This is a genomic window from Hymenobacter sp., from assembly GCF_035709525.1.
Lineage (GTDB): Bacteria > Bacteroidota > Bacteroidia > Cytophagales > Hymenobacteraceae > Hymenobacter.
Genome location: NZ_DASTEP010000023.1, coordinates 15,589 through 42,080, shown reverse-complemented (window position 1 = coordinate 42,080; position 26,492 = coordinate 15,589). Strand labels below are relative to the sequence as shown.

General features: G+C 58.4%; 20 protein-coding genes and 1 pseudogene. 9 read left to right on the top strand and 12 right to left on the bottom strand.

Annotated features, from left to right (window positions below):
- The 3 genes and pseudogenes from VFO93_RS02220 to VFO93_RS02210 form a co-directional block, all read left to right on the top strand.
- Nucleotides 1–237, top strand: a pseudogene (locus VFO93_RS02220) (hypothetical protein); the annotation flags it as partial.
- A gap of 114 nt (nt 238–351) precedes the next feature.
- Nucleotides 352–1,764, top strand: a complete 1,413-nt coding sequence (hslU, locus tag VFO93_RS02215) for an ATP-dependent protease ATPase subunit HslU (RefSeq protein WP_325132676.1) — start codon at nt 352–354, stop codon at nt 1,762–1,764.
- A 102-nt stretch (nt 1,765–1,866) separates the two neighbouring features.
- On the top strand, nt 1,867–2,616 hold the full coding sequence (locus VFO93_RS02210) for an SDR family NAD(P)-dependent oxidoreductase (protein WP_325132675.1): 750 nt from the start codon (nt 1,867–1,869) through the stop codon (nt 2,614–2,616).
- 79 nt (nt 2,617–2,695) lie between these two features.
- On the opposite strand, the gene VFO93_RS02205 is transcribed toward VFO93_RS02210, so the two are convergent.
- Nucleotides 2,696–4,294, bottom strand: a complete 1,599-nt coding sequence (locus VFO93_RS02205) for a SusD/RagB family nutrient-binding outer membrane lipoprotein (RefSeq protein WP_325132674.1) — start codon at nt 4,292–4,294, stop codon at nt 2,696–2,698.
- A gap of 31 nt (nt 4,295–4,325) precedes the next feature.
- Nucleotides 4,326–7,481, bottom strand: a complete 3,156-nt coding sequence (locus tag VFO93_RS02200; RefSeq protein ID WP_325132673.1) for a SusC/RagA family TonB-linked outer membrane protein — start codon at nt 7,479–7,481, stop codon at nt 4,326–4,328.
- Between the two features lie 761 nt (nt 7,482–8,242).
- On the opposite strand from VFO93_RS02200, the gene VFO93_RS02195 reads away from it, so the two are divergent.
- On the top strand, nt 8,243–11,485 hold the full coding sequence (locus VFO93_RS02195; RefSeq protein ID WP_325132672.1) for a SusC/RagA family TonB-linked outer membrane protein: 3,243 nt from the start codon (nt 8,243–8,245) through the stop codon (nt 11,483–11,485).
- A gap of 13 nt (nt 11,486–11,498) precedes the next feature.
- Nucleotides 11,499–13,169, top strand: coding sequence for a SusD/RagB family nutrient-binding outer membrane lipoprotein (locus VFO93_RS02190; RefSeq protein WP_325132671.1), 1,671 nt, complete (start codon nt 11,499–11,501; stop codon nt 13,167–13,169).
- Between the two features lie 71 nt (nt 13,170–13,240).
- Here VFO93_RS02190 and prfB read toward each other — a convergent pair.
- The 8 genes from prfB to VFO93_RS02150 all read right to left on the bottom strand — a co-directional run bounded on the left by prfB (nt 13,241) and on the right by VFO93_RS02150 (nt 22,193).
- Nucleotides 13,241–14,318, bottom strand: a protein-coding gene (prfB, locus tag VFO93_RS02185) for a peptide chain release factor 2 (RefSeq protein WP_325132670.1) whose coding sequence is annotated in 2 segments (ribosomal slippage) — nt 13,241–14,257 and nt 14,259–14,318 — 1,077 coding nt in all. Because the reading frame shifts where the segments join, the coding sequence is not laid out codon by codon here.
- 167 nt (nt 14,319–14,485) lie between these two features.
- Entirely contained in the window at nt 14,486–15,553 is a 1,068-nt protein-coding gene (locus VFO93_RS02180) for a branched-chain amino acid aminotransferase (RefSeq protein WP_325132669.1), read from the bottom strand.
- 154 nt (nt 15,554–15,707) lie between these two features.
- A complete protein-coding gene (locus VFO93_RS02175; protein ID WP_325132668.1) occupies nt 15,708–16,259 on the bottom strand; it encodes a cob(I)yrinic acid a,c-diamide adenosyltransferase in 552 nt (183 codons plus the stop codon).
- A gap of 149 nt (nt 16,260–16,408) precedes the next feature.
- The gene (locus tag VFO93_RS02170; RefSeq protein ID WP_325132667.1) at nt 16,409–17,149 is read right to left on the bottom strand and encodes an ABC transporter ATP-binding protein; all 741 of its coding nucleotides are present in this window, start codon (nt 17,147–17,149) and stop codon (nt 16,409–16,411) included.
- A 24-nt stretch (nt 17,150–17,173) separates the two neighbouring features.
- The gene (locus VFO93_RS02165) at nt 17,174–19,942 is read right to left on the bottom strand and encodes a hypothetical protein (RefSeq protein ID WP_325132666.1); all 2,769 of its coding nucleotides are present in this window, start codon (nt 19,940–19,942) and stop codon (nt 17,174–17,176) included.
- Nucleotides 19,943–20,094: 152 nt separating this feature from the next.
- Complete coding sequence (gatC, locus tag VFO93_RS02160; RefSeq protein WP_325132665.1) at nt 20,095–20,376, bottom strand: Asp-tRNA(Asn)/Glu-tRNA(Gln) amidotransferase subunit GatC; 282 nt, start codon at nt 20,374–20,376, stop codon at nt 20,095–20,097.
- A gap of 245 nt (nt 20,377–20,621) precedes the next feature.
- Nucleotides 20,622–21,392, bottom strand: a complete 771-nt coding sequence (locus tag VFO93_RS02155) for a lysophospholipid acyltransferase family protein (RefSeq protein WP_325132664.1) — start codon at nt 21,390–21,392, stop codon at nt 20,622–20,624.
- Nucleotides 21,393–21,611: 219 nt separating this feature from the next.
- The gene (locus VFO93_RS02150; RefSeq protein ID WP_325132663.1) at nt 21,612–22,193 is read right to left on the bottom strand and encodes an NUDIX hydrolase; all 582 of its coding nucleotides are present in this window, start codon (nt 22,191–22,193) and stop codon (nt 21,612–21,614) included.
- A 105-nt stretch (nt 22,194–22,298) separates the two neighbouring features.
- Here VFO93_RS02150 and VFO93_RS02145 point away from each other — a divergent pair, with 105 nt between their 5' ends.
- From VFO93_RS02145 to VFO93_RS02135, 3 genes are all read left to right on the top strand, one after another.
- Nucleotides 22,299–22,586, top strand: coding sequence for a hypothetical protein (locus tag VFO93_RS02145; RefSeq protein WP_325132662.1), 288 nt, complete (start codon nt 22,299–22,301; stop codon nt 22,584–22,586).
- A gap of 103 nt (nt 22,587–22,689) precedes the next feature.
- A complete protein-coding gene (locus VFO93_RS02140) occupies nt 22,690–23,277 on the top strand; it encodes a DUF4252 domain-containing protein (RefSeq protein ID WP_325132661.1) in 588 nt (195 codons plus the stop codon).
- A gap of 135 nt (nt 23,278–23,412) precedes the next feature.
- On the top strand, nt 23,413–23,970 hold the full coding sequence (locus tag VFO93_RS02135) for a hypothetical protein (RefSeq protein WP_325132660.1): 558 nt from the start codon (nt 23,413–23,415) through the stop codon (nt 23,968–23,970).
- Between the two features lie 54 nt (nt 23,971–24,024).
- Here VFO93_RS02135 and VFO93_RS02130 read toward each other — a convergent pair whose 3' ends face one another.
- Both VFO93_RS02130 and VFO93_RS02125 read right to left on the bottom strand, forming a co-directional pair.
- Nucleotides 24,025–25,623, bottom strand: coding sequence for an aldehyde dehydrogenase family protein (locus tag VFO93_RS02130; protein ID WP_325132659.1), 1,599 nt, complete (start codon nt 25,621–25,623; stop codon nt 24,025–24,027).
- A gap of 133 nt (nt 25,624–25,756) precedes the next feature.
- Nucleotides 25,757–26,179 (bottom strand): hypothetical protein, encoded by a 423-nt coding sequence (locus VFO93_RS02125; protein WP_325132658.1) that lies wholly within the window; start codon nt 26,177–26,179, stop codon nt 25,757–25,759.
- Between VFO93_RS02125 and VFO93_RS02120 the strand changes: the two genes are divergently transcribed.
- On the top strand, nt 26,178–26,441 hold the full coding sequence (locus VFO93_RS02120; RefSeq protein WP_325132657.1) for a hypothetical protein: 264 nt from the start codon (nt 26,178–26,180) through the stop codon (nt 26,439–26,441). The two genes, VFO93_RS02125 and VFO93_RS02120, sit on opposite strands and share 2 nt — an antisense overlap.
- Nucleotides 26,442–26,492: the final 51 nt, after the last annotated feature.

Sequence of the window (26,492 nt, the reverse complement as noted above, 5' to 3'; positions counted from 1 at the left end):
TTCACGGTGGGGGCCGAGCTGCTGCTGGGGGCGGGCTTCCGGCTGCGGGCAGGCTACAACCACTTGCAGGCCCGCGAGCTGCGCCTGGATAATACGAGCGGGTCGGCGGGCTTTAGCTTCGGAGCGATGCTTAAAATCAGCCAGTTTCAGCTTGATTACACCCACGCTACCTTGCAGGCGGCAGGGTCGAGCAATTATTTTACCCTCAGCCGGCGCTTCGGCGCGGCCAAACCATAGTAGTTCGCGCAGTGTTTCGCAGTGTCAAAGCGCAGTGTTCCGCAGTGTCATTCAGCAAAACACTGCGGAACACTGCGTTTTAACACCCCGTAACACTGCGCGAAACCCGATACCATGAAAGATTTCCTTACCCCGGCCCAAATCGTGGCCGAGCTTGATAAATACATCATCGGCCAGCACGAGGCCAAGCGCCACGTGGCCATTGCGCTGCGCAACCGCTGGCGGCGGCTGCACGCGCCCCTCGACATGCAGCAGGAGATAGTGCCCAACAACATCCTGATGATAGGCGCCACCGGCGTGGGCAAAACCGAAATAGCCCGCCGCCTGGCCCACCTGGCCGACGCGCCCTTCGTGAAAGTAGAAGCCAGCAAATTCACGGAAGTCGGCTACGTGGGCCGCGACGTGGAGAGCATGGTGCGCGACCTGGCCGAGCAGTCGGTGAGCCGCCTGCGCCAGCGCCGCCAGGAAGAAGTGAAAGCCCAGGCCGCGCAGGCCGTGGAAGACATCATTCTGGACGCGCTCATTCCGCCCATGAAAGCGCCCGCGGGCAGCAGCGGCAGCAGCCTGGGCTTCGGCAATGGCAGCGACGCCGGCACCGCCGATGCCGCGCCTACCTCCGACCAGGAGCTGAACGAGCGCACCCGCGAGCGCTTCCGCCAGAAAATCCGCAACGGCGAGCTCGAAGACCGCCGCATCGAGATAAACGTGGCGCAGGGCGCGCCGAGCGTGGGCATCATGGGCGCGCCGGGTATGATGGACGAGGCTACCATGTCGGGCCTGCAAGACATGCTGGGCAACATGCTGCCCAAGAAATCGCGCAAGCGCAAGGTATCGGTAGCCGAGGCCCGCAAGCTGCTGCTCGAAGAAGAAGCGGCCAAGCTCGTGGACATGGACGAGGTGAAGGAGGAAGCTATCCGGCAGGCCGAAAATGCGGGCATCATCTTCATCGACGAAATCGACAAGGTAGCCACCAGCGGCAGCGGCAAAAGCGGCGGCCCTGACGTGAGTCGCCAGGGCGTGCAGCGCGACCTGCTACCCATCGTGGAAGGCTCGGCCGTGAACACCAAGTACGGCGTGGTGAACACCGACCACATCCTGTTTATCGCCGCCGGGGCGTTCCACGTCAGCAAGCCCAGCGACCTCATTCCCGAGCTGCAAGGCCGCTTCCCCATCCGGGTCGAGCTACAAAGCCTGGGTAAGGACGACTTCTACCGCATTCTGAAAGACCCCAAAAACGCCCTCACCAAGCAGTACCAGGCGCTACTAGCGGCCGAGGAGGTGCAGCTCGACTTCGACGACGCGGCGCTGCTGCGCCTGGCCGAAATCGCGTTTGAGGTGAACTCGGAGGTAGAGAACATCGGCGCGCGCCGCCTGCACACCGTAATGAGCCGGCTGCTGAACGACCTGCTTTTCGACGTGCCCGACCAGCTACCGGCCGGCACGCACCTCACCGTGACGCCGCAGCTGGTGGAAGAGCGCCTGCGCGACATGGTGAAAAACCGCGACCTGAGCCAGTATATTTTGTGAGTTAAGAGTTTTGAGTTAAGAGTTCTGAGTTGCAGCCCAAGCGCCCGAATGCGCGTAAGTCTTAACTCAGAACTCAAAACTCCTCACTCAAAACTCAACGCTGTGCATTACTACCTCATCACCGGGGCCAGCCAGGGCCTGGGCCGGGCGTTGGCCGAAGCCATCTTGGAGCGCCCCGACACGCAGGTGCTGGGCATCTCGCGGCACGCTACCATCACACATCCGCGCTACCAGCACCAGCCGCTCGACTTATCCGATATTGAGGCCGTCGGGCATAACCTGGGCAAAATCTTCCTACCCCGTCCCGACGCGCAAAGCCTCACGCTCATCAACAACGCGGGCACGCTGGGCGAAATCGGCTACGTGGGCGAACTGCCTAACGAGCATTTTCAGTTCGTCTTTGACCTGAACGTAGTGGCCCCGGCTATGCTCATGAACACATTTTTGAGCACCTACGGTGGGCAAAAGGAGATTTCGCGCACGGTGCTCAACATCAGCAGCGGCGCGGCCCAGCGCCCGGTCGATGGCTGGGCCGCCTACTGCGCCTCGAAGGCGGCACTGAACGCGCTGTCGGAAACGGCGCAGAAAGAGCAGGAGCTACGCGGCACCGGGGTGCGGGTGTGGGCGCTGGCGCCGGGCATAGTCGACACAGCGATGCAGGCGCACATCCGCACGGCGGAAGTTTCGCAGTTCAGCGAGGCGGAGAAGTTTGTGGAATATCAGCAAGATGGTGAGTTGCAAGCGCCTGCTCAAGTTGCTCAGAAGATTTGGCAGTGGCTATGTGGCAATACTGATAAGTATATACCACTAATTCATATCAATGACATACACGCTAGCACTAATACGAGGTAGCGCTTTTTTTCTAGACAGGACATAAAAAAGGAGTTTCGGCTGACAAGCCGAAACTCCTTTTTTATGCATTACCCAATTATTAATGAATGTCCCACCATACGGATGTGGTGAGGTTGCCAGGAGCAATGCCCGTAGCGGCCACATTAGGATTACGCAACAACTCTGAATCAACGTATGGCAGGCGTCTAACGAATACATTAGCACCCAATACATTGGTGAGTGGCGATTTCAGCGTCGGATTTGCCGTGCGTCGGTTTTCGGTCCACGCTTCTGCGCCGTTGGTTGCGAAGAAAGAAATATACTTTTGAGTTGAGATGAGCTTCAACTTATCAGCATTAGTAGTAGCGGCCGCGAAATTCACGCCCGTGCTCCCTATGTAAGTGGTAGCATTAGTGGCTACTCCGTAGCGGGTAAGTGAGGCCGTAATGCCCGACTCATAAAGGGTTTGTGCATTTTCGCCGGTTGCCCAACCCTGCACAGCTGCTTCAGACCGCAGAAAGAGGCTTTCCTCATATGTCAGCAGCAGGGTTGGCCGCGCTCTAGCAGCTGCATCAGTAGCTGAAATACCTGCATAGGTAGAACCCAATGCTCCTGCGTTGCTGAAAGCAGACCCAATGAACCAAGTACCAGGGTAAGATAACCGATTGACGGCATTGGTAGTACCTGGAAAAGTATAGTTGTTGGGGTAAGGGGTAGTTTGGCCAGGCTCTACGAATAAGTAATCGATGGGGCTGGTCGTTTGGCCAGCCGGCACGCGCAAGTCGGCATCCAGAAAGAAGACCGGGCGGCGCGGGTCGTTCAAGGTAGTCATCAGATTACCGAGAGTTGAACTCACCGCCAGGTTGTTTTGCAACCGGAAATTGGTCTGGTAGAAAGGATTATCGTTGTTTGTGGCAGCGAAGTTTGCATACTGATAGCTCTCCCCAGCCTGCATGAAACGGTCGGTGCTGCTAGTAGCTGCATATAGGGCTCGTATACCAGCAGCAGCTGTAGTTGGGTCTTTCGTACTGATGTGGATATAAGAGCGGAGCTTCAGTGTATTGGCTAAGCGAACCCATTTGCTCATACCCGCTTCATCAGTTGCACCGTAGTTGAGGTCAGCAGCGCCCGGGAAGCGTCCCGACTGCTTTCTGATATCCTTGATACCATCATCCAGTAGTGCCTGAATACCAGCGTACACATCCTGCTGCTTATCGTATTTCGGCGTCAGAATAGCTGGTCCTTGCAATGCTTCTGAAAACGGAATATCCCCGTACAAGTCGGTAAGCACTTGAAAAGAGTGTGCTTTCAGAATCTTCGCAATACCCACCATGCGCCACTCTTGTAGCGCGGTGCCTTGGTTAATAACGTACTGAAAGTCTTGCTGAGAACCAGCATACAACCCTTGAAACTGCCGCCCGTCGAAGGTACTGCTTGGAATATTGTACTGGTCCCAGGTACGGTACTGGTTTCCGCCCGAAGGGATACCCATTTGCTGCGATAAGATTTCACCTATCACATTGTATTGGCCACCCACTATAAAGCTCACAAAAGCCTGCCCTGAAGGCAGAACCTGGTTAATGTCAGCAGTAAGCGGGTTGTTGGGGTCAACGTTGATGTCAGAAAATTCCTTTTTGCAAGCGCCGGTGCTAAAAAGCAAGCCGAGCAGTGCCAAAGAAGCAATACGAGTAGATTTCATAATAGCTCTAGAAATGACTTATGAACTTAGGTTACAGCGTGAGGCGAATGCTAGCCCCCATTGAGCGGGTAGAGGGGTAGGAGTAGAACTCGTATCCTTGCGTGTTACCACTGCCGAATGCACTAACCTCTGGGTCGAGGTGCGGCTGCGAAGCCGGCGTCCACAAGAAAAGGTTACGGCCGGTGAGCGAAACCTGAATGCCCGTCAGTTTAAGTTTGCTAACCAAAGTAGAAGGTAGTGAGTACGACAGGCTGGCTTCACGCAGCTTCACGTAAGAAGCATCGTAGAGCGCATTCTCCCCAATGTTGTTGATGGTTGTCCAGTAAGCGTATGGGTCAGCAAGCTTCGTATTGGGCGAAAAGGTTCCGTCACTATTCCGAACCACTGAGCCGGGCACGAGGAAAGGCTGACGGTCATTGGCAGTCGTTTCTTGCAGATTGCCCGTGAAGAGGCCCGTATTAATAGTATTCGACCAGAACTTACCTCCTTGCTTAGCATCAAACAGCACATTGAGCGACAATCCTTTGTAAGTAAACGTATTGCTCAGGCCAGCCAGATAGTTTGGCTGAATGTTGCCAAGAGTAGTAGTGGCGCCGGCGGCCAGCGGCAGGCCGGTAGTAGCGCTTACTACAATGTTTCCACTGGGGTCACGTTGCATAGCGGTGCCAAAGAAGCTGCCGTAGGGCTGCCCTAGGCGGGCCTCAAGTACCGGGTTGCTCAGGCCACCAATACTGACGTTGGGAACGATATTGGTTACTTCGAGTACTTCGTTGCGGTTGCGGGTGTACGTAATGTTTACGCCCCAGGTAAAGCCACTAGCCGTGCTTATCGGGGTGCCACCTACCAGGAGTTCGATACCACGGTTGCGCATGGTACCAGCATTGGTGTAAACCGAAGTAAAGCCTGATGTGCTGGCTACTGGTACGGCCACAATGATGTTCTTGCTACGCGAATCGTAGAAAGTTGCGTCGATGTTCAGGCGGTCTTTGAAGAAACGCAGTTCAGTACCTACTTCATAAGAAGTAGTAAGCTCCGACTTCAGGTCGGGATTTGACAAGAAGTTGCCTACCCGGAAGCCAGCAACGCCATTCTGAAAGGGAGGTGCATACTGGCCATTAAAGCCATCATCTACTCCAGAACGTGCGAAAATGGGGTTGAGGATACCAAAAGGAGCTTGCTTACCTACCGAAGCAATGTTAGCGCGAACTTTACCAAAGCTCAGGATGCTATTCTGAATCTTGAAAGCATTCGTGAAAACGAAGCTCGCGTTGGCGCTTGGGTAGAAGAAGGAACGATTTTTATAAGGTAGCGTCGAGGCTATATCATTCCGGCCGGTTACGTCCAAGGAGAGATAATCACGATAGGTTAACTGTATATCTGCAAATATTCCTAGCAAGCGCACTTTAGAGTCGTTTTTCACAGTGCTAGGATTACCAGAAAAGTTGCTTACATCGAAGAAGTTGGGAATAACCAACCCTCCAGGACCATCAACTGTCAGACGGCTTATTTTTTGCTCCTGATAGTTAGACCCAAGTATACCTTTCAGAACCAGATTGTCATTAAGCTTCTTAGTAACGTTTACCAGGAAGTCAGTAGTGAGGTTACGACCATTGATGTTATCCTCCGTGTAGCGGCCGGTTAGGTTAGCAATCGTTCCGGTGGCAATTTTTTGCTGGCGTAGGTCCGAGTAAGTATCAACGCTTTGGCGAAACGTGATATTTAACCAGTCGGTGGGGTCGTAGCTCAGGTTAGCATTGCCAAGAAAACGGTCGACTGTGTTGGTCAACAAGTTGTTATCTAGCAAGAAATACGGATTGTTGCGAAAGCCCGCCAGGTAGTAGCCCGTCAGGTTATAACGGGGGTCGTTGTAATCCTTCTGGTCCGTGATTTCAATGTCGCGGGGCGTGTTTACAATCGTTTGGATGATATTACCGCGCGACTGCCCTTGCGTACCCAGATTACCACCCGAGTTGATGTAGTTCATGTTCCCACCAACCGTCAGTTTATTAAATAGCCGGGTTGAAGCATTCACAGCAACCGTAGTACGCTGGTAATCGGTATTGGGAATAAATGACTTGATGCGCACATCGGCTACCGAGGCGTAGAAGTTAGAGGTCGCATTAGACGCCGAGAAATTAACCGCGTTATTATACGTCACCCCGGTTTGGAAAAAATTCCGCACGTTATCAGGATGAGGCACTAAGGCAACTGAATCTACCGAGGCAGCGCCGGAAGGCGCTATTGTATAAGTGCGCCAGTCTGCCACGTTCTGACCGAGCATTTTTGGTCCCCAACTTTGATTGTTCTCGGGGCTATATACACCATTGTTACCCGAGCCGTAGGTATTCTGAAAATTGGGCAACCGATTTACTCGGTCTAAGGTAGTCGAGCTGATAACGTTAATTTGTGAACGTCCATTGAGCCCACCACCTTTTTTAGTAGTGATGATAATAGCCCCCGAAGCTGCCTGCGCACCGTAAAGTGCGGCAGCAGCCGGCCCTTTCAGCACAGTGATAGATGCTATGTTGTTGGGGTCGATATCAGCGGCCCGGTTGGGCAGGTCCACTCCATTGTTCAGGTCACCGCCCGTGCCAGATGCTGTAGTCAGCGCCGTATTGCTGATTACGTTGCCATCGACTACATAGATTGGCTGGTTGTTACCCGTGAAAGACTGCGGGCCCCGAATTTGAACCCGTGTGGCACCGCCAGCAGACCCGGAGGCACTGGTTATCTGCACGCCAGCTACTCGTCCTTGTAGCGAGCGAATAAGATTGGGCTCGCTTGCGCGAGTTATCTCTTTGTTCTCTAATGTTTGGACTGCATAGCCCAGCGACTTGCGGTCACGCTCAATACCTAAGGCGGTAACAATTACTTCACCCGTTTGAACAGTATTTTGAGTCAGCGCCACATTGATAGTCGACAGACTTCCAATGCTTTTTTCCTGCGCAACCATCCCAATCGAGCTAAATACTAATGTTCCGCCTGCTTGTGGAACAGTTAATGTATAGTTACCTTCATTGCTAGTAGATGTACCAACGGAAGTACCTTTTAATAGTACTGTTACGCCCGGTAGGCCTTCGCTGGTTTTCTGGTCTGTTACGCGCCCTGTTATCGAGCGCGACTGCGCCCATGCCATCTGGCACAAAGTGGTAATGAGCAAGATGCTCATCAGTAAGGTTTTTCTCATTTAAAAAAAGAGTAAGTGTAGGTAAGAAGGATTGGGTAAGTGTAGCGACAGAATGCTGACAGCACCGGGCATTTCTGTAAAAAAGATGAGCAATATAGGCTACACAACTTTATCATCCAACGCACAGATAACATGTAATTAACACCATATCGTAAGTTACCCCCCGGTTTTTTCACGCAATGGACATTCGGCTCGGCACATAAAAACCCTCTTAAACTGGAGGCGAATCGTTAATGAAAGCCGAGCGCGGCCCGGCTATTCGACCAGCTTACTAAAGCTCTGGCGAAGCTTGGTCTCAGCATCTGCAATCAGAGGATGGCTAGCTTGGCACCTACTTGCTCACGACTCCGCCAAGCCATCAGCCAAAGGCAGCTGTATACGATGCCAGGGACTCGCACCAATCGCCGGCCGCTTCTTAGCCGCCAGCCAGTATTAACTAATCAGTACTTGTAGTTTTTGGATTGCCCGACGGTCGCAGCCAACTGCTACCTCCAACAGCGCTTAGGGGCCGGTAGCAACACTCCGAAGGAGTGCTGACTTACTGAGTAGCACTTACATACTAAGCAGGTAGGTGAGCCGCCGATAAGCGCCTCTCTTCTCAAAGTGCATTAGCGTTCAGGTAGTCATTATATTACATTCAGTTTTTGCAGCCTTTTTACTAAACTACACTGCTAGCAGTTTAATTTTTTGTGAATAACTTGCTCGCTCAATCTGGTCGATTGAAGGGTGTATTTCTACTATTATCACTTTTTCCCCTCCACATGAGACAATTTACCCCTTTAGCTATTTTACTCACGGCAGGCCTCTCCCAAGTGGCTATGGCCCAGACCCGGAGTATATCCGGCCGGGTTACGGACCGTGCTAATGGCCAGGGCCTACCTGGCGTAACTGTACTGGTTAAAGGCACCACGCTCGGCACAGCCACCAGCAACGATGGTACGTTTACGCTTAGCGTACCGTCTACGGCTAATACGCTTGTGTTCAGCTTTATTGGCTTCAAACCCAGTGAGCAGCCTATTGGCAACGGCCCGGTGAACGTAGCGCTTGAGAGTGACATTCAGCAGATTGGCGAAGTAGTCGTAACCGGTGCTCTCGGCATTCAGCGCCAAGAACGGGAAGTGGGCTACGCTACTGCTACGCTTGATACCAAAGAACTAACGCAAGCCCGCCCTACCAACGTAGTAAACGGCTTGGCAGGCAAAGTGTCGGGTTTGCAAGTTCAGACTATCAGCGCTGGTATCAACCCGCAAGTGCGCATCACACTACGTGGTACCCGTTCTATCACGGGTAATAACGAAGCCCTAATCGTTATTGATGGCATCATTTCGCCAAATGAGGCTTTGGCAGCTCTTAACCCCGATGATATAGCCTCCATCTCTATCCTGAAGGGTGCAAATGCCGCCGCACTCTACGGCTCGCAGGCTGCAAACGGTGCGTTCATTGTAACGACTAAAAAGGGTAATAGCACTCCACAAGTTACCTTCTCGCACACCTCGCAGTTTGAGTCAATCGCCTTCCTGCCAAAATTCCAAAGCGACTTTGGCCCGGGCGCTCAGACCTATACCAAAGATTTCCCGGTATTCACGGCGGATAACTCTCCAGACTCAAATTACGATACCCAGTATCAAGGTTTTGAAAATCAGCAATACGGCCCACGCTTTGATGGCTCTGTTCGCCCTTTCGGCGAAACTACTATCAATGGCAACACCCAATACCTTACCTACGAAGCTCGGCCCGGCGAACGTCGCAAATTCTTTAATAATGGCTATCAGGTACAGAATGGGGTAACCTTCGCAGGTGGCAACGAGCGCAGCAAGTTCTTTGCTTCATACCAGAACGTGCATAACAATGGTATCGTCCCCAAAGACCAGTACAACCGGAATACTTTCCGCTTCAATGCCTCGCAAGAGTTTGGCCGTTTAACGACTGGCTTTAACTTATCATACTCCTTGGCTCAAACTGATGCTACTACCAATAACGACGCCAATCAATCGGTATATTGGAACGTGCTCAATACGACGGTGATGGCTCCGTTGACGTCGTATAAAGACTGGCAAAATAATGAGTTTGCCACTCCCAACGGCTATTACAACGCCTTCTATAATAACCCCTACTGGGTTATTGATAACAACCGCACCAAAGACCGTCGCAATACCTTGCTCGGCAATATCGACCTGTCATATCGTATCTACGATTGGCTGCGTGTGCAATACCGCATTGGTCTAACAGCCATCGATGAGGCCGCTATCTCGACGCAAAACCGCTTCGATTATTCAGCTTACACCATTGCTAATACCAATAAGCCCGGCACCTCAATCCCTGGCTATGTGCAAGATGTGGCTAGCAACCTGCGCCGTATTAACTCGGATGCGTTTATCAGCATGGACAAAACGTTCGGTGACATCAACGTTAAAGCCGTACTGGGCAACAACGTACAGGTGGCCGACAGCCGTTATAACTATGTAGCTTCGACCAGCCTCTCGACGCCCGGTCTGTACAACCTGCAAAACCGCAGCGGCGAGCTTGTGGGTAGCAACGCGCGCTCGGAAGCACGCCAGTACTCATTCTACGCCGACCTGACCTTAGGATACAAAGACTTTTTCTTTGTGCATGGTTCGGGTCGTAACGACAACATCTCTATTCTTGCTGCCAACAACCGGAGCTATTTCTATCCTGGGGTAGATGCATCGCTTATCGTGAGCAATGCCATCCCGGCCTTGAAAGATGTATCGTGGCTGGATTATGCTAAACTGCGCGGTGGTATCACCAAAGTAAGCCAGCCTAACCTCGGTGATGGCACTGGCCCCAATAGCGCTTTCAACGTGTACCGTGGTCTGCAGGCTTACCGCCTTGCTACCCCTTTCTCACTAGGTGCTGGTTTCCCCTTTGGCTCACTGACTTCGTTCACCTTCGGCGACCAACTTGTTTCGCCCAATCTGACGCCGGAAAACACTCGCTCGATTGAAGCTGGTATCGAATTGAGCTTTGCCAAGCGCCGCATCAGCACTGCCTTCACCTATTACAACCAGAAGAGCACTGGCCTCACCCTCTCCGCTGCCGTTGCACCTTCCACCGGCTTCTCCAGCTATCTCCTGAACGCTGGCCAAACCCGCAATACGGGGGTTGAAGTAGACTTGAACCTCACGCCGATTCGTCTGGACAATGGCTTCAGCGTAACGGTCGGTGGTAACTTCAACTATAACAATAGCATCGTTGACCAAATCCTGCCCGATACCCGCGAACTAGCTCTAAGTTCTGGCGACCCTGTAATCGTGGCCATTGAAGGCCAATCGCTGCCAGTATTGCGCGGCTCTTACTACGCCCGCGACCCCCAAGGCCGCGTCATCCTGAATCGCACTGACACTGGTCACGGTATCTATTATTTCCCGGGCAAAGCGGCTGACCAAAAAATCTTTGGCAACACGGTTCCTAAATACCGCTATGGCTTCAATGCCAATGTTACTTATAAAGGCTTAGTGCTATCGGCCCAAGGCGAATACCGTACGGGTTACGTAATTTACCACGGTATTGGTAGCGACCTCGACTTCACGGGTTCGGGCGCACGCAGCGTAACCTACGACCGCCAAGACTTTGTATTCCCCAACTCGGTAGTTGCTAGCACCGATGCTAGCGGTAACGTAACTTACACGCCCACTACTTCGCAGCAGTTGACGGCCGGCGGCTCGGAATTCTGGGCTAACGACGCATACAACCGCACGGTAGCTGAGAACTATATCACCAAAGGTGATTTCTTCAAGATTCGTGAGCTTTCGCTGAGCTACACCCTACCAGCTGCGTTGGTATCCAAGCTGGGCCTAGTAAAAGGTCTGTCGGTGAACGTTTTTGGTCGTAACGTGTTTACGTGGGTACCCAAAGAAAACATTTACACCGACCCCGAATTCAACTTCTCTACGCTCAGCAGCAGCAACGCCATCGGTATAAATAACAACTTCCAGACGCCGCCGACCAAGTTCTATGGCGCTACCCTTTCGGCCACTTTCTAACCTATCATCTTATATGAAGCAATTTGCCAAATTGATTGCCTCGGGGGTATTATTGGCCTCCGTCAGCAGTTGCTCGTCTTTTCTAGACGTTAATAACAACCCGAATAGCCCTCTTAGCGCTACGCCTAATACTATTTTAGCACAGGCGCTTTCGGTTACGGCCTCCAACTATACTGGTGGTGGTACCAATTATAACAGCTACGGCAGCTGGACTGCAGGGTATTGGGCAAAGTCGGGTACCGTTAATGGGTACGGCACTGAGCGCACGTACACCTACACGAGTAACTTTTACCAAGGCTTGTGGGGCAATACCTACAACAACCTAGAGGACTATCAAATTATTCAGAACGGGGCTGCTGGCTATGGCCGCCACGCTGCAATCGCTCGCATAATGAAAGTATATAACTTTCTACTGCTGGTTGATGAATATGGTGATATTCCGTACTTCAACGCCCTGAAAGGACTGGACGCTAGCCTTACGCCTAAATACGATTCGGCTCCGGCTATCTACCGTGATTTTCTTACTCAACTCGATGGCGCTATTGCTGACATTAATAAAGCAGTAGCTGACCCGGCGCAGATTGCGGTTAGCTCGGAAGATATCGTTTTTCAAGGCAACATGACGAACTGGAAGCGGTTCGCTAACACCTTGAAACTTCGCATTCTGATGCGGGCTTCGCAATCGAACAACCCCACGGAACTACCTTTGTCTCTTGTACAATCGGAGTTGGCAAAGCTGGGTAGCGCTACCACTACTCCTGATGGCTTTATCACGGCCGATGTAGTAGCCCAACCGGGCTACCTGCAGACCTCTGGCAAGCAAAACCCCTTCTTCGACCGCTATGGCGTAGTACCGGCTGGCAACTCATTCACAGCCGAGTATAGCTACCAACTGCCCACCAGCTTCATCCTGGAACAGTATGTAAACAACCGCGACCCTCGCGTAGCTCAGCTATATGCGAATGCCCCCACTTTGCAGTCTGACGGGGTAACACCTCGCCCTGCTTCTGACTGGGATTATAGCTATAACTACTTTGGCACTACTATCACTGGTAACCTGCGTCCTTATATCGGGGCAGACCTTGGATACTCAAACCCGTGGGCAGGTAACCGTGCCTCACGCTTCCGAAATGGAGGTGGCCTATTGAAAGGATTCAATATGCCTACGCCACTAATGCTGATGTCGGAGTATTACTTTTTGCGGGCTGAAGCCGAAACTCGTGGGTTGCTCACGGGTGGCGATGCTGCTGCAAAAACTGACTTCTTGAGCGGTATTCAAGCTTCATTCACGTATTTCTACCGTCCGGCTACCGCAGCAGCCACTTCGGTAACATCTGGCGTAACGGAATATAACACCTATATTTCCAACAACTCGACCAACCCGCTAGTAAACTATGACTTGGCTACTTCCAACGGTACGCTGGGCAAGCAAGCGGTCATCATGTATCAGAAATATCTGGCCATGAATACGGTAGGTAGTATTGAGGCTTGGGATGATTATCGTCGCACTGGGCTACCCAAGTTCCGCGTATCGACCGAAACCTCTCTCACTAGCCGCCCTGATAAACTTCCAACTCGCCTGCTCTACCCGCAAAGTGAGGTATCAACGAACGCTGCTAATATCCCAGCTGTAACAAATACGTCTAAAATCTTCTGGGATGTAGTCGATAGCACTAATCCGTAAATCCGTAATTCAAGAACGAGCAATAAAAAAGGCTGCCTAATTAGGCAGCCTTTTTTATTGCTCGGCACTGCTTAACTCTGCATCAAATACCCCTTGATGTACTCGTCCAGGTCGCCATCCAGCACGTTTTGCACATCGGTGCGCTCGATGCCGGTGCGCAGGTCTTTGATGAGCTTGTAGGGATGCAGCACGTAGTTGCGAATCTGCGAGCCGAAGTCGATGCGTTTTTTGCCAGCTTCTACCTTATCGCGCTCGGCGTTGCGCTTGTCGAGCTCCTGCTGGTAGAGGCGCGACTTGAGCATCCGCAGCGCGTGCTCTTTGTTCATGAGCTGCGAGCGCTCTATCTGCACCGCGATGACGATGCCGCTGGGCGCGTGCGTGAGGCGCACGGCGGTTTCGACCTTGTTCACGTTCTGGCCGCCCGCGCCCCCGGCCCGGAAGGTGTCCCAGCTGATGTCGGCGGGGTTGATTTCGATGTTAATCGTATCATCCACCACCGGGTAGGCAAACACCGAGGCAAACGACGTGTGCCGCCGCCCGCTGCTGTCGAAGGGCGAAATACGCACCAGCCGATGCACGCCGATTTCGCTTTTGAGGTAGCCGTAGGCAAACGGCCCGTCTATCTCTAGCGAGGCCGACTTGATGCCCGCGCCCTCGCCGGGCTGGTAGCTCACCTGCCGCACCGTGAAGCCCTTGCTTTCGCCCCACATGATGTACATGCGCATCAGCATCTCGGCCCAATCCTGGCTTTCGGTGCCCCCGGCGCCGGGGTTGATGTCGAGGATGGCGGGTAGCTGGTCTTCCTCATCGGAAAGCATCCGCTTGAATTCCAGCGCTTCTACCTTCTGCTGGGTAGCCTCGTACTCAGCCTGAATTTCGTCTTCGCTGGCTTCGCCCTCGCGGTAAAAGTCGAACAGCACCTCCGTGTCCGCTATGGCGCGCTGCACGGCTTCGTAGTCGTCGGTCCAGGTCCTGATGCTGTTGAGCTCCTTGAGCTTGGCCTCCGCCACCTTCGAGTCGTCCCAGAAGTCGGGGGCCAGGGTTATAGCCTCCGCAATAGTTACTTGCTCTTTGCGGGCATCGTAGTCAAAGATACCTCCTCAGGGCCTCGGCGCGGCCCCTCAAGTCCTTTATCTGGTCTTGGGTCATGTGATAAAATAGTGAGTAGTGAACGGGTGAATAAGCTTGTTCACCCGGCAAAGGTCGAACAAAAAAGGCTGGCCGGGTCTTCCGGCCAGCCTTTTTGCTGATTAGGTTGTGGCGGGCGGGTAGCGCAAGGCGCTCAAGCTCTCCCCTACTTCCTATCTCGCAGCTCCCTACTTCACCGCCACCATCCAGCCGTGGGGGTCGGGGGCCTGGCCGGTGCGGATGGCGTCGAGCGCCGCCCCTACCCGGCGCGAGAAAGCATCCTCGGCCACGGCGGGCAGCGCGTAGTCGTGGCCCTCGTAGCCGATGGTAGCGATGGGTGCCACGGTAGCCGCCGTGCCCACGCCAAAGGCTTCGGCGAGCGTGCCGGCTTCCAGGGCAGCCATTATCTCGCGGCTCGACACGCGGCGCTCCTCCACGGGCACGCCCCAGTCGCGGGCCAGCTGTAGCACCGAGCGGCGCGTGATGCCGTCGAGGATGGACGTGGACAGCGCCGGCGTGGTCAGCACCCCGTCGATAACGAACATCACGTTCATTGCGCCCGACTCCTCGATGTACTGGTGCTCCGAGGCATCGGTCCACAGCAGCTGGTGGTAGCCATCTTGCTGGGCCAGCTTGGTGGGCAGCATGGCCGCGCCGTAGTTGCCGGCGTTTTTGGCGTAGCCGGCCCCGCCGGGGGCCGCCCGCACGTAGTGCTGCTCGAAGCGCACCCGTAGCGGCTGGTTGAAGAACGCGGCCACCGGGCACGTAATGATGCCGAAGTGGTAGCCGGCCGAAGGCCGCACGCCCAAAAAGCCATCGGTAGCGAACATAAACGGCCGCAAATAGAGCGAGCTGCCGGGCACGCCAGGCACCCAGGCGGCATCCAGCTTCAGCAGTTCCTGCAGGCCCTGCATGTACAGCTCTTCCGGGATTTCGGGCATGGCCATGCGGGCGGCCGAGGCGTTGAGACGCTGCCAGTTGGCATCGGGGCGAAACAGCGCCACGCCGCCATCGGCCTGGCGGTAGGCTTTGCCGCCCTCGAAAATGGCCTGCCCGTAGTGCAGCGCCGACGTAGCCGGGCTGATTTGCAGCGGCCCGTAGGGCACGATGCGCGCCGCCTGCCAGGTGCCGTCGGCGTACTCGGCCACGAACATGTGGTCGGCAAAAAGCTGCCCGAATACCATGTTGTTAGGGTCGAGCTCGGCCAGGCGCGAAGCCGTGGTGGGTTGAATATCGAGGGCGAACGTCTCGCTCATAAGCTTGGGAATAAAGAGGATGGGTAGAAAGTGGAGATGAGGCGAAATGTGGTAAATGTGCTGAAGGCTGAAAGGTGAGGTAGCGATGCTGTCGCCTACGCCCCACCAATTTCCATCTGCACATTTAGCACATTCTACCTCATTTTCACATCATTTACAGCCGGGGCTTCCAGGTTACTTCGGCCACGCCCAGGTCGTGGGCCATGGCCCGGCTAAGAACAAACAGGTAATCCGACAAACGGTTGAGGTACATTATCACCAAATCCTCAACCAGCGACTCTTCGCGCAGGTGCACGGCCAGGCGCTCGGCGCGGCGGCACACGCAGCGCGCCACGTGCCCAAACGACACCGACGGGTGCCCGCCGGGCAGCACAAATTCGCGCAGCGGGGCCAGGGTTTCGTTGAGCTCGTCCATCGCGGTTTCGAGCAGGGCCACGTCGGCGGCGTGCAGGTCGGGCAGGCGCTTGTGGGTTTCGTGGTCGGGGTCGGTGGCCAGGTGCGAGCCAATGGTAAACAGCCGGTCCTGGATTTCCTTCAGCAAATCGCGGCGCGCGGCGTTCACTTCCTGGTCGCGCAGCAAACCCACGTAGCTGTTTAGCTCGTCCACGGTGCCGTAGCAGTCGATGCGCAAACTCGACTTGGGCACCCGCGTGCCGCCAATGAGCGAGGTGAGGCCTTTGTCGCCGGTTTTTGTATAGATTCTCATGGCAAGAACAGACCGCAGATTCAAACGGATTTTTAGGATTTAACGGATACGCCCGCTGCGCGGGCTGGCTATCTGGGCGCGGGGCTTGGTCGCTTTCGCTGGATTGGCGCTTCGCTTTCAGAACAGGCTTCTGGCTGCGCTACTAGCTTTTAGCCGGCCAGCGAGTTGATGGCGGGCTGCGTCACGTTGTGGTTGGTCTCGTCGGTTTCGATGAGGCCGTCGCGCAGGCGCACGATGCGGTGGGCGTAGTGCGCGATGTCTTCCTCGTGCGTCACCATGATGATGGTGTTGCCTTTGGCGTAGAGCGCCTCAAATAGGCCCATGATTTCGTAGCTCGTCTTGGAGTCGAGGGCACCGGTGGGCTCATCGGCCAGCAGCACGCTGGGCGTATTCACGAGCGCGCGGGCGATGGCCACGCGCTGGCGCTGCCCGCCCGATAGCTCATTGGGGCGGTGGCCGGCGCGGTCGGCCAGGCCCACTGAGCGCAGCGATTCAAGGGCCAGTTCGGTGCGCTCGCGCTTGCTGAGGCCGGCGTAGATGAGCGGCAAAGCCACGTTTTCGAGGGCCGTGGAGCGCGGCAGCAGGTTGAAGGTTTGGAAGACGAAGCCGATTTCCTTGTTGCGCACCTCGGCCAATTGGTTGTCGCTCATGCGGCTCACGTCCTGGCCGTTGAGGATGTACTGGCCGCTACTGGGTGTGTCGAGGCAACCCACGATGTTCATCAGCGTGCTTTTGCCCGAGCCCGACGGCCCCATAAACGCCACGTACTCGCCGCGTTTAATGTCGATGCTCACCGAGCGCAATGCGTGAATGTGCTCGGTACCCATCACGTATTCCTTAGCGATGTTGGTGGTCTGGATGACGTAGGGCGAGGTAGAAACGGGAGGCATGACGTAGGAAAAGGCAGAAAAAGGTTAGCGGCTGGGCAAGGTCGGCGCGGCATCGGCCGAGAAGGCCGCGCGGGCTGCCGCGTAGGCCGCCCGCCGGGCCGCAAATTGCGCCAGCAAGTTAGCGTAGGCGGCCGGGTCGAGGCGTGGGCGCAGCTGCGCGAGGGCCGGCTCGGCCAACTCGGCCAGGCCCGCATCGGCGGCGGCCAGCGCAAAAGCCTGCTGCAAAGGCAGCGACGCCGGGTTTTCGGCCGTGCCCAGGCGCAGGGCTTCGTAGGCATCGCTGGGCCGGCGTTGCGCGGTGTAGAAGCGCGCCGCCGCCAGCACGGCCGCTTCATTGAAGGGCGCGGCGGCTAGTAGCTGTTGATATAACTTGCTGGCCTGCGCAGGGTTGGCTTCGGCCTGCCGGGCTTTGGCTAGTAGCGCATCGCCCACGCGCTTTGGCTTAGGCGTGGTGGTAGCCGGCGCGGCCAGCGCCGCCAGCAGCCGCTGGCCCGTGGGCCGTGCCGCCGAGTCGGGGCCGGTAGCCAGGCGTTGCGCCACGGCCCGCGCCGAGTCGGGCTGCCCATCTAATTGCAACGCCCAGGCCCGCGCTGGCTGCGCCAGCGGCAGGCCGTGCTCAGCGGCGAGCGCCAGTTGCGCGGCGGCGGTGGCATATTGCCCTTGCTGCAATTGCCAGATACCTAATACGTATTGGTAGTAGCCGGCCGTGCGGCCGTTGCCCACTGCCAGCGGGGCCAGCGCCTGCCGGGCCAGCACTTCGCGGCCGCCCGCGTGCAGCAGCAGCGCCTGCAAAAAGAGGAGCTGCTCGTAATATGGCGCGTTTTCGGGGCGGGCGGCGGCTTGCTGCACCTGCGCCAGCCAGGGCTTGAGCAGGTTGGTTTTGCCTTTGCTTATTTGCTGGGTGGCTTGCAGCGCGCCGTGGTAGAGCTCAGCAAATGACGCCGCATCGAGCACCAGCGCCGTAGGCGGGGCCGGCGCGACTGGGCGGCGGGCGCTCAGCAGCGCCAGCAAGTATTGGTTGCTGCGCAGGGCGGGCTCGTCGGGTTGGGCGGCAAGCTGCGCGGTTAGTTTGTCGGCGGCAGGTAGCAGGTGTTGTTGGGTCAGGAAGGCCAGCTGATTGGTTTTACCAGCATAAGAGCCAGGGGCCAGCTTTTCGGCCTGACCCAGGTAAAAGACAACCGAGTCCGTCAGCGCCGAGCGCGTGAACAGCTGCGCCAGGTCCGACGCCAGCGCCGCATTGCGCGGAAAATCACGCCTTCCTTCGCGCAGTACCTCTAATGCCTCAAAGAAGTCGGCCGGCCCGTCGTAGAGCGCGGCCAGCCGCAAGCTCAGCTTGGCGTCGGGCTGGCGGCGGTTGGCGCGGCGCAGGGCGTTCAGCTCGTTTTGGCGCTGGTCGCGGAAGCGGTAGAGGGCCGCCCGCCCCAGCTGGCCGGGGCGGTTGAAGCGGTCGAGCACGTCGCTGCTTTCGGCGTAGTAGCGCTCGGCCAGGCCGGCCAGGCCCAGGTCGTCGGGGCGGGTTTCGCTTTGCTGGCGGGTGAGGTCGCCGAGCTGGTTGTATTGCCCCGCTTTCACCAGGCTCAGCAGCGACCAGTTGTTGCGCAGCTGCACCAGGATGAGCACGCTCAGCCCCAGCACGTACACCGTGTAAAACGGCAGCCGGCGCGGCTCAAACACCACCTTATACACTTGCAGGCGCTGTTGCAGCAGCGCCCCAAAGTTGATGAGCACGTACAGCAGAAAGGCCCCGCCCAGCCCCAGCAAGGCCAGCACCGTGAAGGCGCGGGCGGCATCGAGCAATGGCGCATTGGCCGTGGCCAGCATGTAGCTGAGCGCGCTGGCGGCCAGCGCTACCAGCAGCCAATACAGCGGGCGGGCCGCCACGTAGGGCACCCACTCGCCGTAGCTGGGCTGGCGGCGGGCCAGCCCCAGGCCGCCCGCCAGCACGGCCGGCAGCAGCAGCACCAGCGGGTCGAGGCGCAGGCCGAAGAGCAGCCGTACCTCGCCGTTATTCCACCAGTAAAAGCCCAGCGCGCCCAGGTAGAGCCCGCTGGCCAGCAGCAGCGGCAGTAGCCCAAACCGGCCGTCGGGCTGCGCGGCCTGGGTATTGAACCACACCAGGGCCCGCACGTTTTCGATGGCTACCCACAGCACCAACGCCGCTACCAGCACCGCGCCGGCCGGCGTGCCGAAGGCCGCCAGGTGCAGCAGCGTTTCGTCGGCAGATAGGTCTGAGCGGCTGAAAATGAGCGCTGCCAACCCCGCCACCAAGGCACCAAACAGCAGCACCCGCTTCCGAATGCCCACCTCTTCGCCGTAGGCGTGCAGGCCGAAGGCCGTGCCGCAGAGCACTACCAGGCTCAGCACCAGAAAACCCTGCTCGCCGTAGGGCACCACGCCCAGCCCGTCCACGCTCAGCGACATCAGCAAAAAGATGACCGGCACCGTGCCCACGATAAAGGCCGGCCGCGCCAGCATACTCACCACCGCCAGCCAGCCCGCGAGGCCCGCCGCCAGCAGCCCGAGCCACAGCCCCGCCGCCAGCGGCTGCGTGTACGGCCCCCCAAAGTCGTGGGTGAGCGTGGTGAGGTAGCCATTGGCCGGCACGGGCAGGTGGGTGGCGCCCACGGCCACCGAGTCGAGCACCAGGGGCGTGGGTGCCAGATGCGGCACCAGCACCAGCGGCAGCGTGGCCGCCTCACCGGCAAAGTAGTAATACACCGCCAGCCCTACGGCCAGCACCGCCAGCAACATCGGCAGCGCCGCCGAGCGCCGCCAAAACGAGAAGTCAGCCAAGGAAAATCGGGAAAGATGATTGATGTGAGGAATGTGGAAGATATGAAAATGTGAAATTCACAAAGTGTGAGGCGCAGCCGCCAAGCTACGCTGAGCCAGCCACCGCGCACGGCATTTCCACATCTTGCACATCAACGCTCATCTTCACCTTTTTAGTCCAGCACCTTGGGCACGCGGAAGTAGTCGGTGTCCTTGCGGGGGGCGTTTTTGAGGCCCTCCTGGTGGGTGATGGTGTTGCGGGCTACGTCGTCGCGCAGCACGTTCAGCTCGTGCGAGAGGTGCACCAGCGGGGCCACGCCCTCGGTATCTACCTTTTCGAGTTGGGCCACCCAGTCCAGGATGCCGTTGAGGTCTTTGAGCATCTGCTCTTCGCGGGCGGGGTCAAATTCGAGGCGGGCCAGGTGCGCGAGGCCACGCAGGGTTTCGGTGTTCATATGATGGAGGAGTGGATGTTGGGAGGAGTGGATGAGTGGGTGGCGGATGGGTGGGTTTCGAAGTGAGTAGGTTTTTGGATGAGCGGATGAACGGATGAGGAGTACTGTCATGCTGAGCGAAGCCGAAGCATCTCTGCCGCTTCTTCCAAACCGCTCAGCGAAGCGATAGAGATGCTTCGCTACGCTCAGCATGACGGGTGCCCACTCATCCACTCATCCAACAAACCACTCATCACCAAACTTACTCATCGCCAGCGGCTGGGCTCCGGGATGCCCCCGCCCTCGGGCACGAAGTCGTCGGTTATCTGGGCGGCTACCTGGGCTTTGAGGGCGGGGATGTCGGCCGGGGTCAGGCCTTTGGTTTCGATGGGGGCGTGGAAGACGATGCGCAATTTGGCGTAGCGCACGCGCAGGCCCTTCACCGAAGGCATAAACTTATGGTTCAAGGGCATACTTACTGGCACGATGGGCGTGCCCGTGCTGATGGCCAATTGAAACGCGCCATCGAGCAGCGGCCCCAGCGCCTCGCCGGGCGTGTCGCCGATGGTGCCTTCCGGAAACACGGCCAGCGAGCGGCCCTCCAGCAGTTCCTTGCGCGCCTGGGCAAAGGAGCGGCCCCGCGCCACGGCGCTGCCCCGGTTCACTACCACGTAGGTGCCCGCGAAAAGCGGCCCCCACAGCGGCGTGCGCGCCAGCGAGTCTTTGCCCATCATGTTCAGGAAACCAGGGATGGTCTTGAACATGAGCATGATGTCGACATACGAGCCGTGGTTGGATAGGTAGAGGCAGGGCTGCGGCGCGGGGGCCGGGCTTTCGCGCACTACCTCTACCGGCACGCCCCACATGAAGATGGAAAACCGGGCCCAGCCCCGATTCAGGGTGTGTAGCTGGCGGCGGTAGCCCAGCCGGTTGAGCAGCCACTGCACGGGGTAGGTCACCACGAAGGGTACTACAAACCAGAACGTGGCCCAGGTGGTGTACAGGCGATGACCGATGTAGCGGAGAAACGCAGGCATGGGGCAAAGGTAAGTTTGGGGGGCTGTTTTGCGCCCGCATCTGTTGAGCAGCGGGCAGCGCCCGTCATGCTGAGCGGAGCGCAGCGGAGTCGAAGCATCTCTATCAGTGAACTAACTCCTGACGCCCGCAACGAAACGGTAGAGATGCTTCGGCTGCGCTACGCTTCGCTCAGCATGACGGGCGCGGCTCGCCGCACAACGGGCGTGGCCAGCCCTCCCCTACCCCCGCGCCGCCAAAAACTTCTCGGCCTTCAGCAGCCCGGCCGCGCTGATGGCGTCCGTGATTTCGTCGTTCATCACCATCGCCACGGCCTGGGCCAGGGGCAATTTCCATACCCGCAGGTCTTCGCTTTCTTCGGGCTCCCATTCGCCCTGGGTCAGGTCTTCGGCCAAAAACACGAAGCCCTCTTCATCGGTAACCGAGTTGGAAGTGTGCAAGCGGGCGATGCGCGTCCAGCGGGCGGCGGTGAGGCCGGTTTCTTCGCGCAGCTCGCGCTGGGCCGACTCCAGTGGGGTGTGCTCGAGCAGGCCGCCGCCCATGGGTATTTCCCAGCAGTATTCGTTGAGGGTGTAGCGGTACTGGCCCACCAGCCAGGTGTTGCCCTCGGTGTCGAGGGGCACGATGCCGATGGCCTTGTTTTTCATCGACACCACGCCGTACACGCCCGCCCCGCCCTTGGGGTTGGTTATCTCGTCCTGGCGCACTTTTATCCAGGGGTTTTCATACACCACGGCCGTGCCGTGCGTTTGCCAGGGGTTGTGCAGGGGGTCAAAATCGGTGGGCGGCGTAGTCGGCGTCATGGGTAGCAACGAAGGAATGGCGTAAAACAACCCAAAACTACGACGGCCCGCCTTGCCCACGGCCCCCCAACCCCGGCGCGGCCGGCGCGTAGTATAGCCTACCCGGTGGCTGCCCACATCCCGGCCGGCCGGCGCTTCCTCATGGCTCAAGACCAAAAAAACACTACCCCCGACGCTACCGGCGACGACTCGCTGCTCAACCTCAAGTTTGCCCAGGCCGAAGCCGACCTGGCCCAGAAAAACGGCGGCCTCGGCCCCACTTCCAACGAATACGTGACCTCCGACGAGGACGATGAAATCACGGCCGCCGAAGGCCCCGTTGATAGCCAGGGCCAGCGCCGCGGCGTAACGGACCCCACCGACGAGGGCTCCACGGCCGGGGCGCACAGCTAGCCTTGCCTCTTTTATGTTAAAGCCAGCGGCAGCAACAAACGAAATCGGGCACGCGCTTTGCCCCGTTGCGTTTGTTGCTGCCGCTCTTTCATAGCCTTTTCTTATGCGCTTCTCCTCCCTTACCCACCGCGCCCCCGCCGCCCGCCTGGCGCTGGCGGCGCTGCTAGTGGCCCTCACTTTGCTGGGGGCTTGCCGAGCCAGCGGGCCGGCCACGCCCGCCCGCACCGTGGCGGCGTTCTTCAACAAATACGAAAACCGCTCGGGCTTCCGCACCACCGAGTGGTCGGCCAGCATCTTGCAGCGCCTGGCCTTGGTGCAGGCAGCCAAGCTGTTTGGCGGCTCCGAGCTCACCAATGCCATCACCGGCGTGCGCTCGGCGCGGGCGCTCACGTTTGCGCCTACCAGCACGCGGGCGCTCGACTTGTCGCAGCAGGGCTTGCTGGGCGAGGTCAACGGCCTGCTGGCCGCCGAAAAGTACACCCCGCTCACCTCGGGCACATCGTCGGCTGGCAATTATAATTCCGTCATCCGCATGTCGGGCGACAAGGTGAGCGAAATCGTGGCTACGGGCGCGCTGCCCAATGCCGCCGATTCCTTCGTGCTGGTGCAGGTGCAGGGCAATTTTACCCGCGCCCAGGCCGAGGCATTGGCCAAGGTGCTGCCGCAGGCCGTGCAGTCGGCCGGGCAGTAGCGCCTCGCTCACGCTCCTGCTCCCACGCGGCAAAACGCCCGCCTTGCTTTACCTAAAAGCAGGGCGGGCGTTTTTTTGGGATTGGGCGTCGCATCTTCGTAAAGTCACGCTCCTTTTTCGATAGCTACTTTCCTGATGTCTAAAAAACTACTGCTGCTGCTGGCGCTGGCAGGCCTGGCTACGGCCTGCCACAAAGACAACCAAGAGCCAACCATTGACTTTGGCCCCAACGGTGGCTTCACCGCGCGCGATGGTGCCAACCTGCGCACCGGCCAAATCGACCCCACCGACTGGACCAGCGACCCCAGCTGGAACGCCACCGAACGGTCTCTGTTTGCCAAGCTCAACCTGCCCCTGGACGCCCCGCAACTAGCCGCCGGCACCTGGGAAACGACGGTGTACCCCAACCCCAGCAACCGCGACGTTGGCTGCACGTTCTCGATAACGCCCAACCCCAGCTCGACTACCTTGCCCACGGGCAACACGCGGGTGAGTATGGTCATCGTCAATGCCACTTACAAGGTAGAGTTGGCTTTTGACCACGAGCTCCAGGCCAACAGCCTGATGCTCATGCCCCGGCTCGACCCCGTGAAGTACTCACCGCCTACCTTCTACCGGCTGTACTACGTCATTTATGAGCCTGGTAAGCACGTTTATTACCGGGGCCACGGCGACCTCAAGTTTGAAAAATAAGGCCCAGGCCCCTCTACGGCTAGCTTATGCGCGGTAGTAGAGGGGCCTTCCAGCCTAAATGTCAAACTTTATCCCTTGCGCCAGCGGCAGCTCGGTGCCGTAGTTGAGGGTATTGGTTTGGCGGCGCATGTATACTTTCCAGGCGTCGGAGCCCGACTCGCGGCCGCCGCCGGTTTCCTTTTCGCCGCCGAAGGCCCCGCCGATTTCAGCCCCGCTGGTGCCGATGTTCACGTTGGCGATGCCGCAGTCGGAGCCGGCGGCCGACAGGAAAGCCTCCGCCTCGCGCAGGCTGTCAGTAAACACGGCCGACGACAAGCCCTGCCGCACGTCGTTTTGCAGCGCGATGGCATCCTGCACGCCGCCGCTGTACTTGATGAGGTACAAAATGGGCGCGAAGGTTTCGGCCTGCACCGTGGGGTAGTGGTTTTCGGCCGCCACCAGGGCGGGCAGCACGTAGTGGCCACCGTGCAGCTCGGCGCTGCTCACCACCTGCCCGCCGGCCAGCAGGGTGCCGCCTTCCTGCTGCACCTGCGCGATGGCATTGGTGAAGAGCGTCACGGCGTCGGCATCGATGAGTGGGCCTACCAGCGTACCGGCCTGCAAGGGGTGGCCGATGGGCAAATTGGCGTAGGCGGCCACCAAACGGGTTTTTACTTCCTCAAAAATGCTGTCGTGAATAATGAGCCGCCGCGTGGTAGTGCAGCGCTGCCCGGCCGTGCCCACCGCCCCAAACACGATGGCGCGCATGGCCATTTCGAGGTCGGCCTGCGGGGTAAGGATGATGGCGTTGTTGCCACCCAGCTCCAGCAACGCCCGGCCCAGGCGCTGGCCCACGGCCGCACCCACAGCCCGGCCCATGCGGGTGCTGCCCGTGGCCGACACCAGGGGCACGCGCTCGTCCTTGGCCATGGCCTCGCCCACCTCGGGGCCGCCCAGCACCAGGTTAAAAATGCCCTCGGGCAGGTCATTCTCGGCTAGTACCTTGTGCAGGATGTGCTGAATGGCCACCGCCACCAGCGGCGTCTTTTCGGAAGGCTTCCACACGCACACATCGCCGCACACGGCGGCCAGCATGGCGTTCCAGCTCCACACGGCCACCGGGAAGTTGAAGGCCGAAATGATGCCCACCACGCCCAGCGGGTGGTACTGCTCGTACATGCGGTGGGCCGGCCGCTCGGAGTGCATGGTGAAGCCGTGCAGCTGTCGCGAGAGGCCCACGGCAAAGTCGCAGATGTCAATCATCTCCTGCACTTCGCCCAGGCCCTCCTGCAATATCTTGCCCATCTCGTAGCTCACGAGCTTGCCCAGGGCTTCTTTGTGGTGGCGCAGCTCGTTGCCAATCTGGCGCACTATTTCGCCACGCTTGGGAGCCGGCACCAGCCGCCAGTGCCGGAAAGCCACGTCGGCGGCCCGCACCACGGTTTCGTAGTCGGCCAGGGTGGCCAGGGCTACGGTGGCTATTTCGCGGCCATCGGCCGGCGATACGATGGCTTTGGTTTCGCCCGTGCCGCCCCACACGCGACCGGTGCTGTAGGCGGGGTTGTGGGGCTCGATGCCGAGCTGGCGCAGCACATCCTGGATGCCGTGGGGGTCGGCGTGGGGGTGGGCCACGGTTACGTCGGGGGTGGTCGCTTCTTCGAGGGCCTGCTTCATGGGGGTGGCTGAGGGGAAAGGAAGGATACCGGGCAAAGCTACGCGCTTGCGTGGAGTTGGGGCTACCTACGCAACGCCCCTAGCAATTAGCTCCCCCTACCTCTTCCCGCTTAACTCAAAATCACCGCCAGGCTTACGGCTGCTCGGCCAGCCACGCCATAGCCGCGCCCTCTTGGTCGAAGTAGTGGTAGCGCGCCCCCTGCTGCTCGCCCTGCCGGATGTTTTCGCGCAGCACGGGGTCGGTGGTGGCCGTTTCCTGCCCCACCCGCGCAAAGTAGGCGATGACCACCGGCTTGCCCAGCACGCCCGGCAGCGTAGGGCCAAACTCCTCCCCAAACCAGCGCTTGGCCTCGGGGTCGTTGATGGCGCGGCGGCGCACGTCGAGCAGCCAGTGGCGGCAGTTGTCGTGGGCCAGGGCGGCGTGCAGGGTTTCCTGGTAGTGGGCTTGCAGCTCGGCCAGCGTCACGGGCCGCAGCCAGCGGCCTATCAGCAGGCGCTCGTCGGGCAGGTAGGCGAGGGTAAAGCTATCGGGGTAGCGGGCTACGGGCAGGTTCATGGGCGGCAGCAAAAGCGGGGTGGCAGGTCGTAAAGGTATTGCGCCGGCCGCTCAGGTGGGCGCGGCGGCGGCTACGGGTGGCAGCCAGCCCCTACACAACGGGAGCGCGCTGCTGCCGGCCCTGCAAGCGGCCGTGGCCACCCTAGATGCCGGCGTGGCCGTGGGCGGGGGCCGCAAGCTGGGCCTATTCGCTTCGGGCACCCGCGTCTTTGTAGAAGCCGCCGCGCTGGCGGGCTCTACCACCCGCAGTACTCGGGCGTGAAAAGCTGGATAGGGCCGTAGGCGGCCGTGGAGTTTTGAGTGTTGAGTTGGC

Bases quoted from the DNA above. Each gene is read 5' to 3' on its own strand.
- hslU (WP_325132676.1), top strand. From the start codon at position 352: ATGAAAGATTTCCTTACCCCGGCCCAAATCGTGGCCGAGCTTGATAAA.
- VFO93_RS02205 (WP_325132674.1), bottom strand. From the start codon at position 4,294: ATGAAATCTACTCGTATTGCTTCTTTGGCACTGCTCGGCTTGCTTTTT.
- VFO93_RS02200 (WP_325132673.1), bottom strand. From the start codon at position 7,481: ATGAGAAAAACCTTACTGATGAGCATCTTGCTCATTACCACTTTGTGC.
- VFO93_RS02195 (WP_325132672.1), top strand. From the start codon at position 8,243: ATGAGACAATTTACCCCTTTAGCTATTTTACTCACGGCAGGCCTCTCC.
- VFO93_RS02190 (WP_325132671.1), top strand. From the start codon at position 11,499: ATGAAGCAATTTGCCAAATTGATTGCCTCGGGGGTATTATTGGCCTCC.
- VFO93_RS02180 (WP_325132669.1), bottom strand. From the start codon at position 15,553: ATGAGCGAGACGTTCGCCCTCGATATTCAACCCACCACGGCTTCGCGC.
- VFO93_RS02175 (WP_325132668.1), bottom strand. From the start codon at position 16,259: ATGAGAATCTATACAAAAACCGGCGACAAAGGCCTCACCTCGCTCATT.
- VFO93_RS02170 (WP_325132667.1), bottom strand. From the start codon at position 17,149: ATGCCTCCCGTTTCTACCTCGCCCTACGTCATCCAGACCACCAACATC.
- gatC (WP_325132665.1), bottom strand. From the start codon at position 20,376: ATGAACACCGAAACCCTGCGTGGCCTCGCGCACCTGGCCCGCCTCGAA.
- VFO93_RS02155 (WP_325132664.1), bottom strand. From the start codon at position 21,392: ATGCCTGCGTTTCTCCGCTACATCGGTCATCGCCTGTACACCACCTGG.
- VFO93_RS02150 (WP_325132663.1), bottom strand. From the start codon at position 22,193: ATGACGCCGACTACGCCGCCCACCGATTTTGACCCCCTGCACAACCCC.
- VFO93_RS02140 (WP_325132661.1), top strand. From the start codon at position 22,690: ATGCGCTTCTCCTCCCTTACCCACCGCGCCCCCGCCGCCCGCCTGGCG.
- VFO93_RS02135 (WP_325132660.1), top strand. From the start codon at position 23,413: ATGTCTAAAAAACTACTGCTGCTGCTGGCGCTGGCAGGCCTGGCTACG.
- VFO93_RS02130 (WP_325132659.1), bottom strand. From the start codon at position 25,623: ATGAAGCAGGCCCTCGAAGAAGCGACCACCCCCGACGTAACCGTGGCC.
- VFO93_RS02120 (WP_325132657.1), top strand. From the start codon at position 26,178: ATGGGCGGCAGCAAAAGCGGGGTGGCAGGTCGTAAAGGTATTGCGCCG.
- VFO93_RS02125 (WP_325132658.1), bottom strand. From the start codon at position 26,179: ATGAACCTGCCCGTAGCCCGCTACCCCGATAGCTTTACCCTCGCCTAC.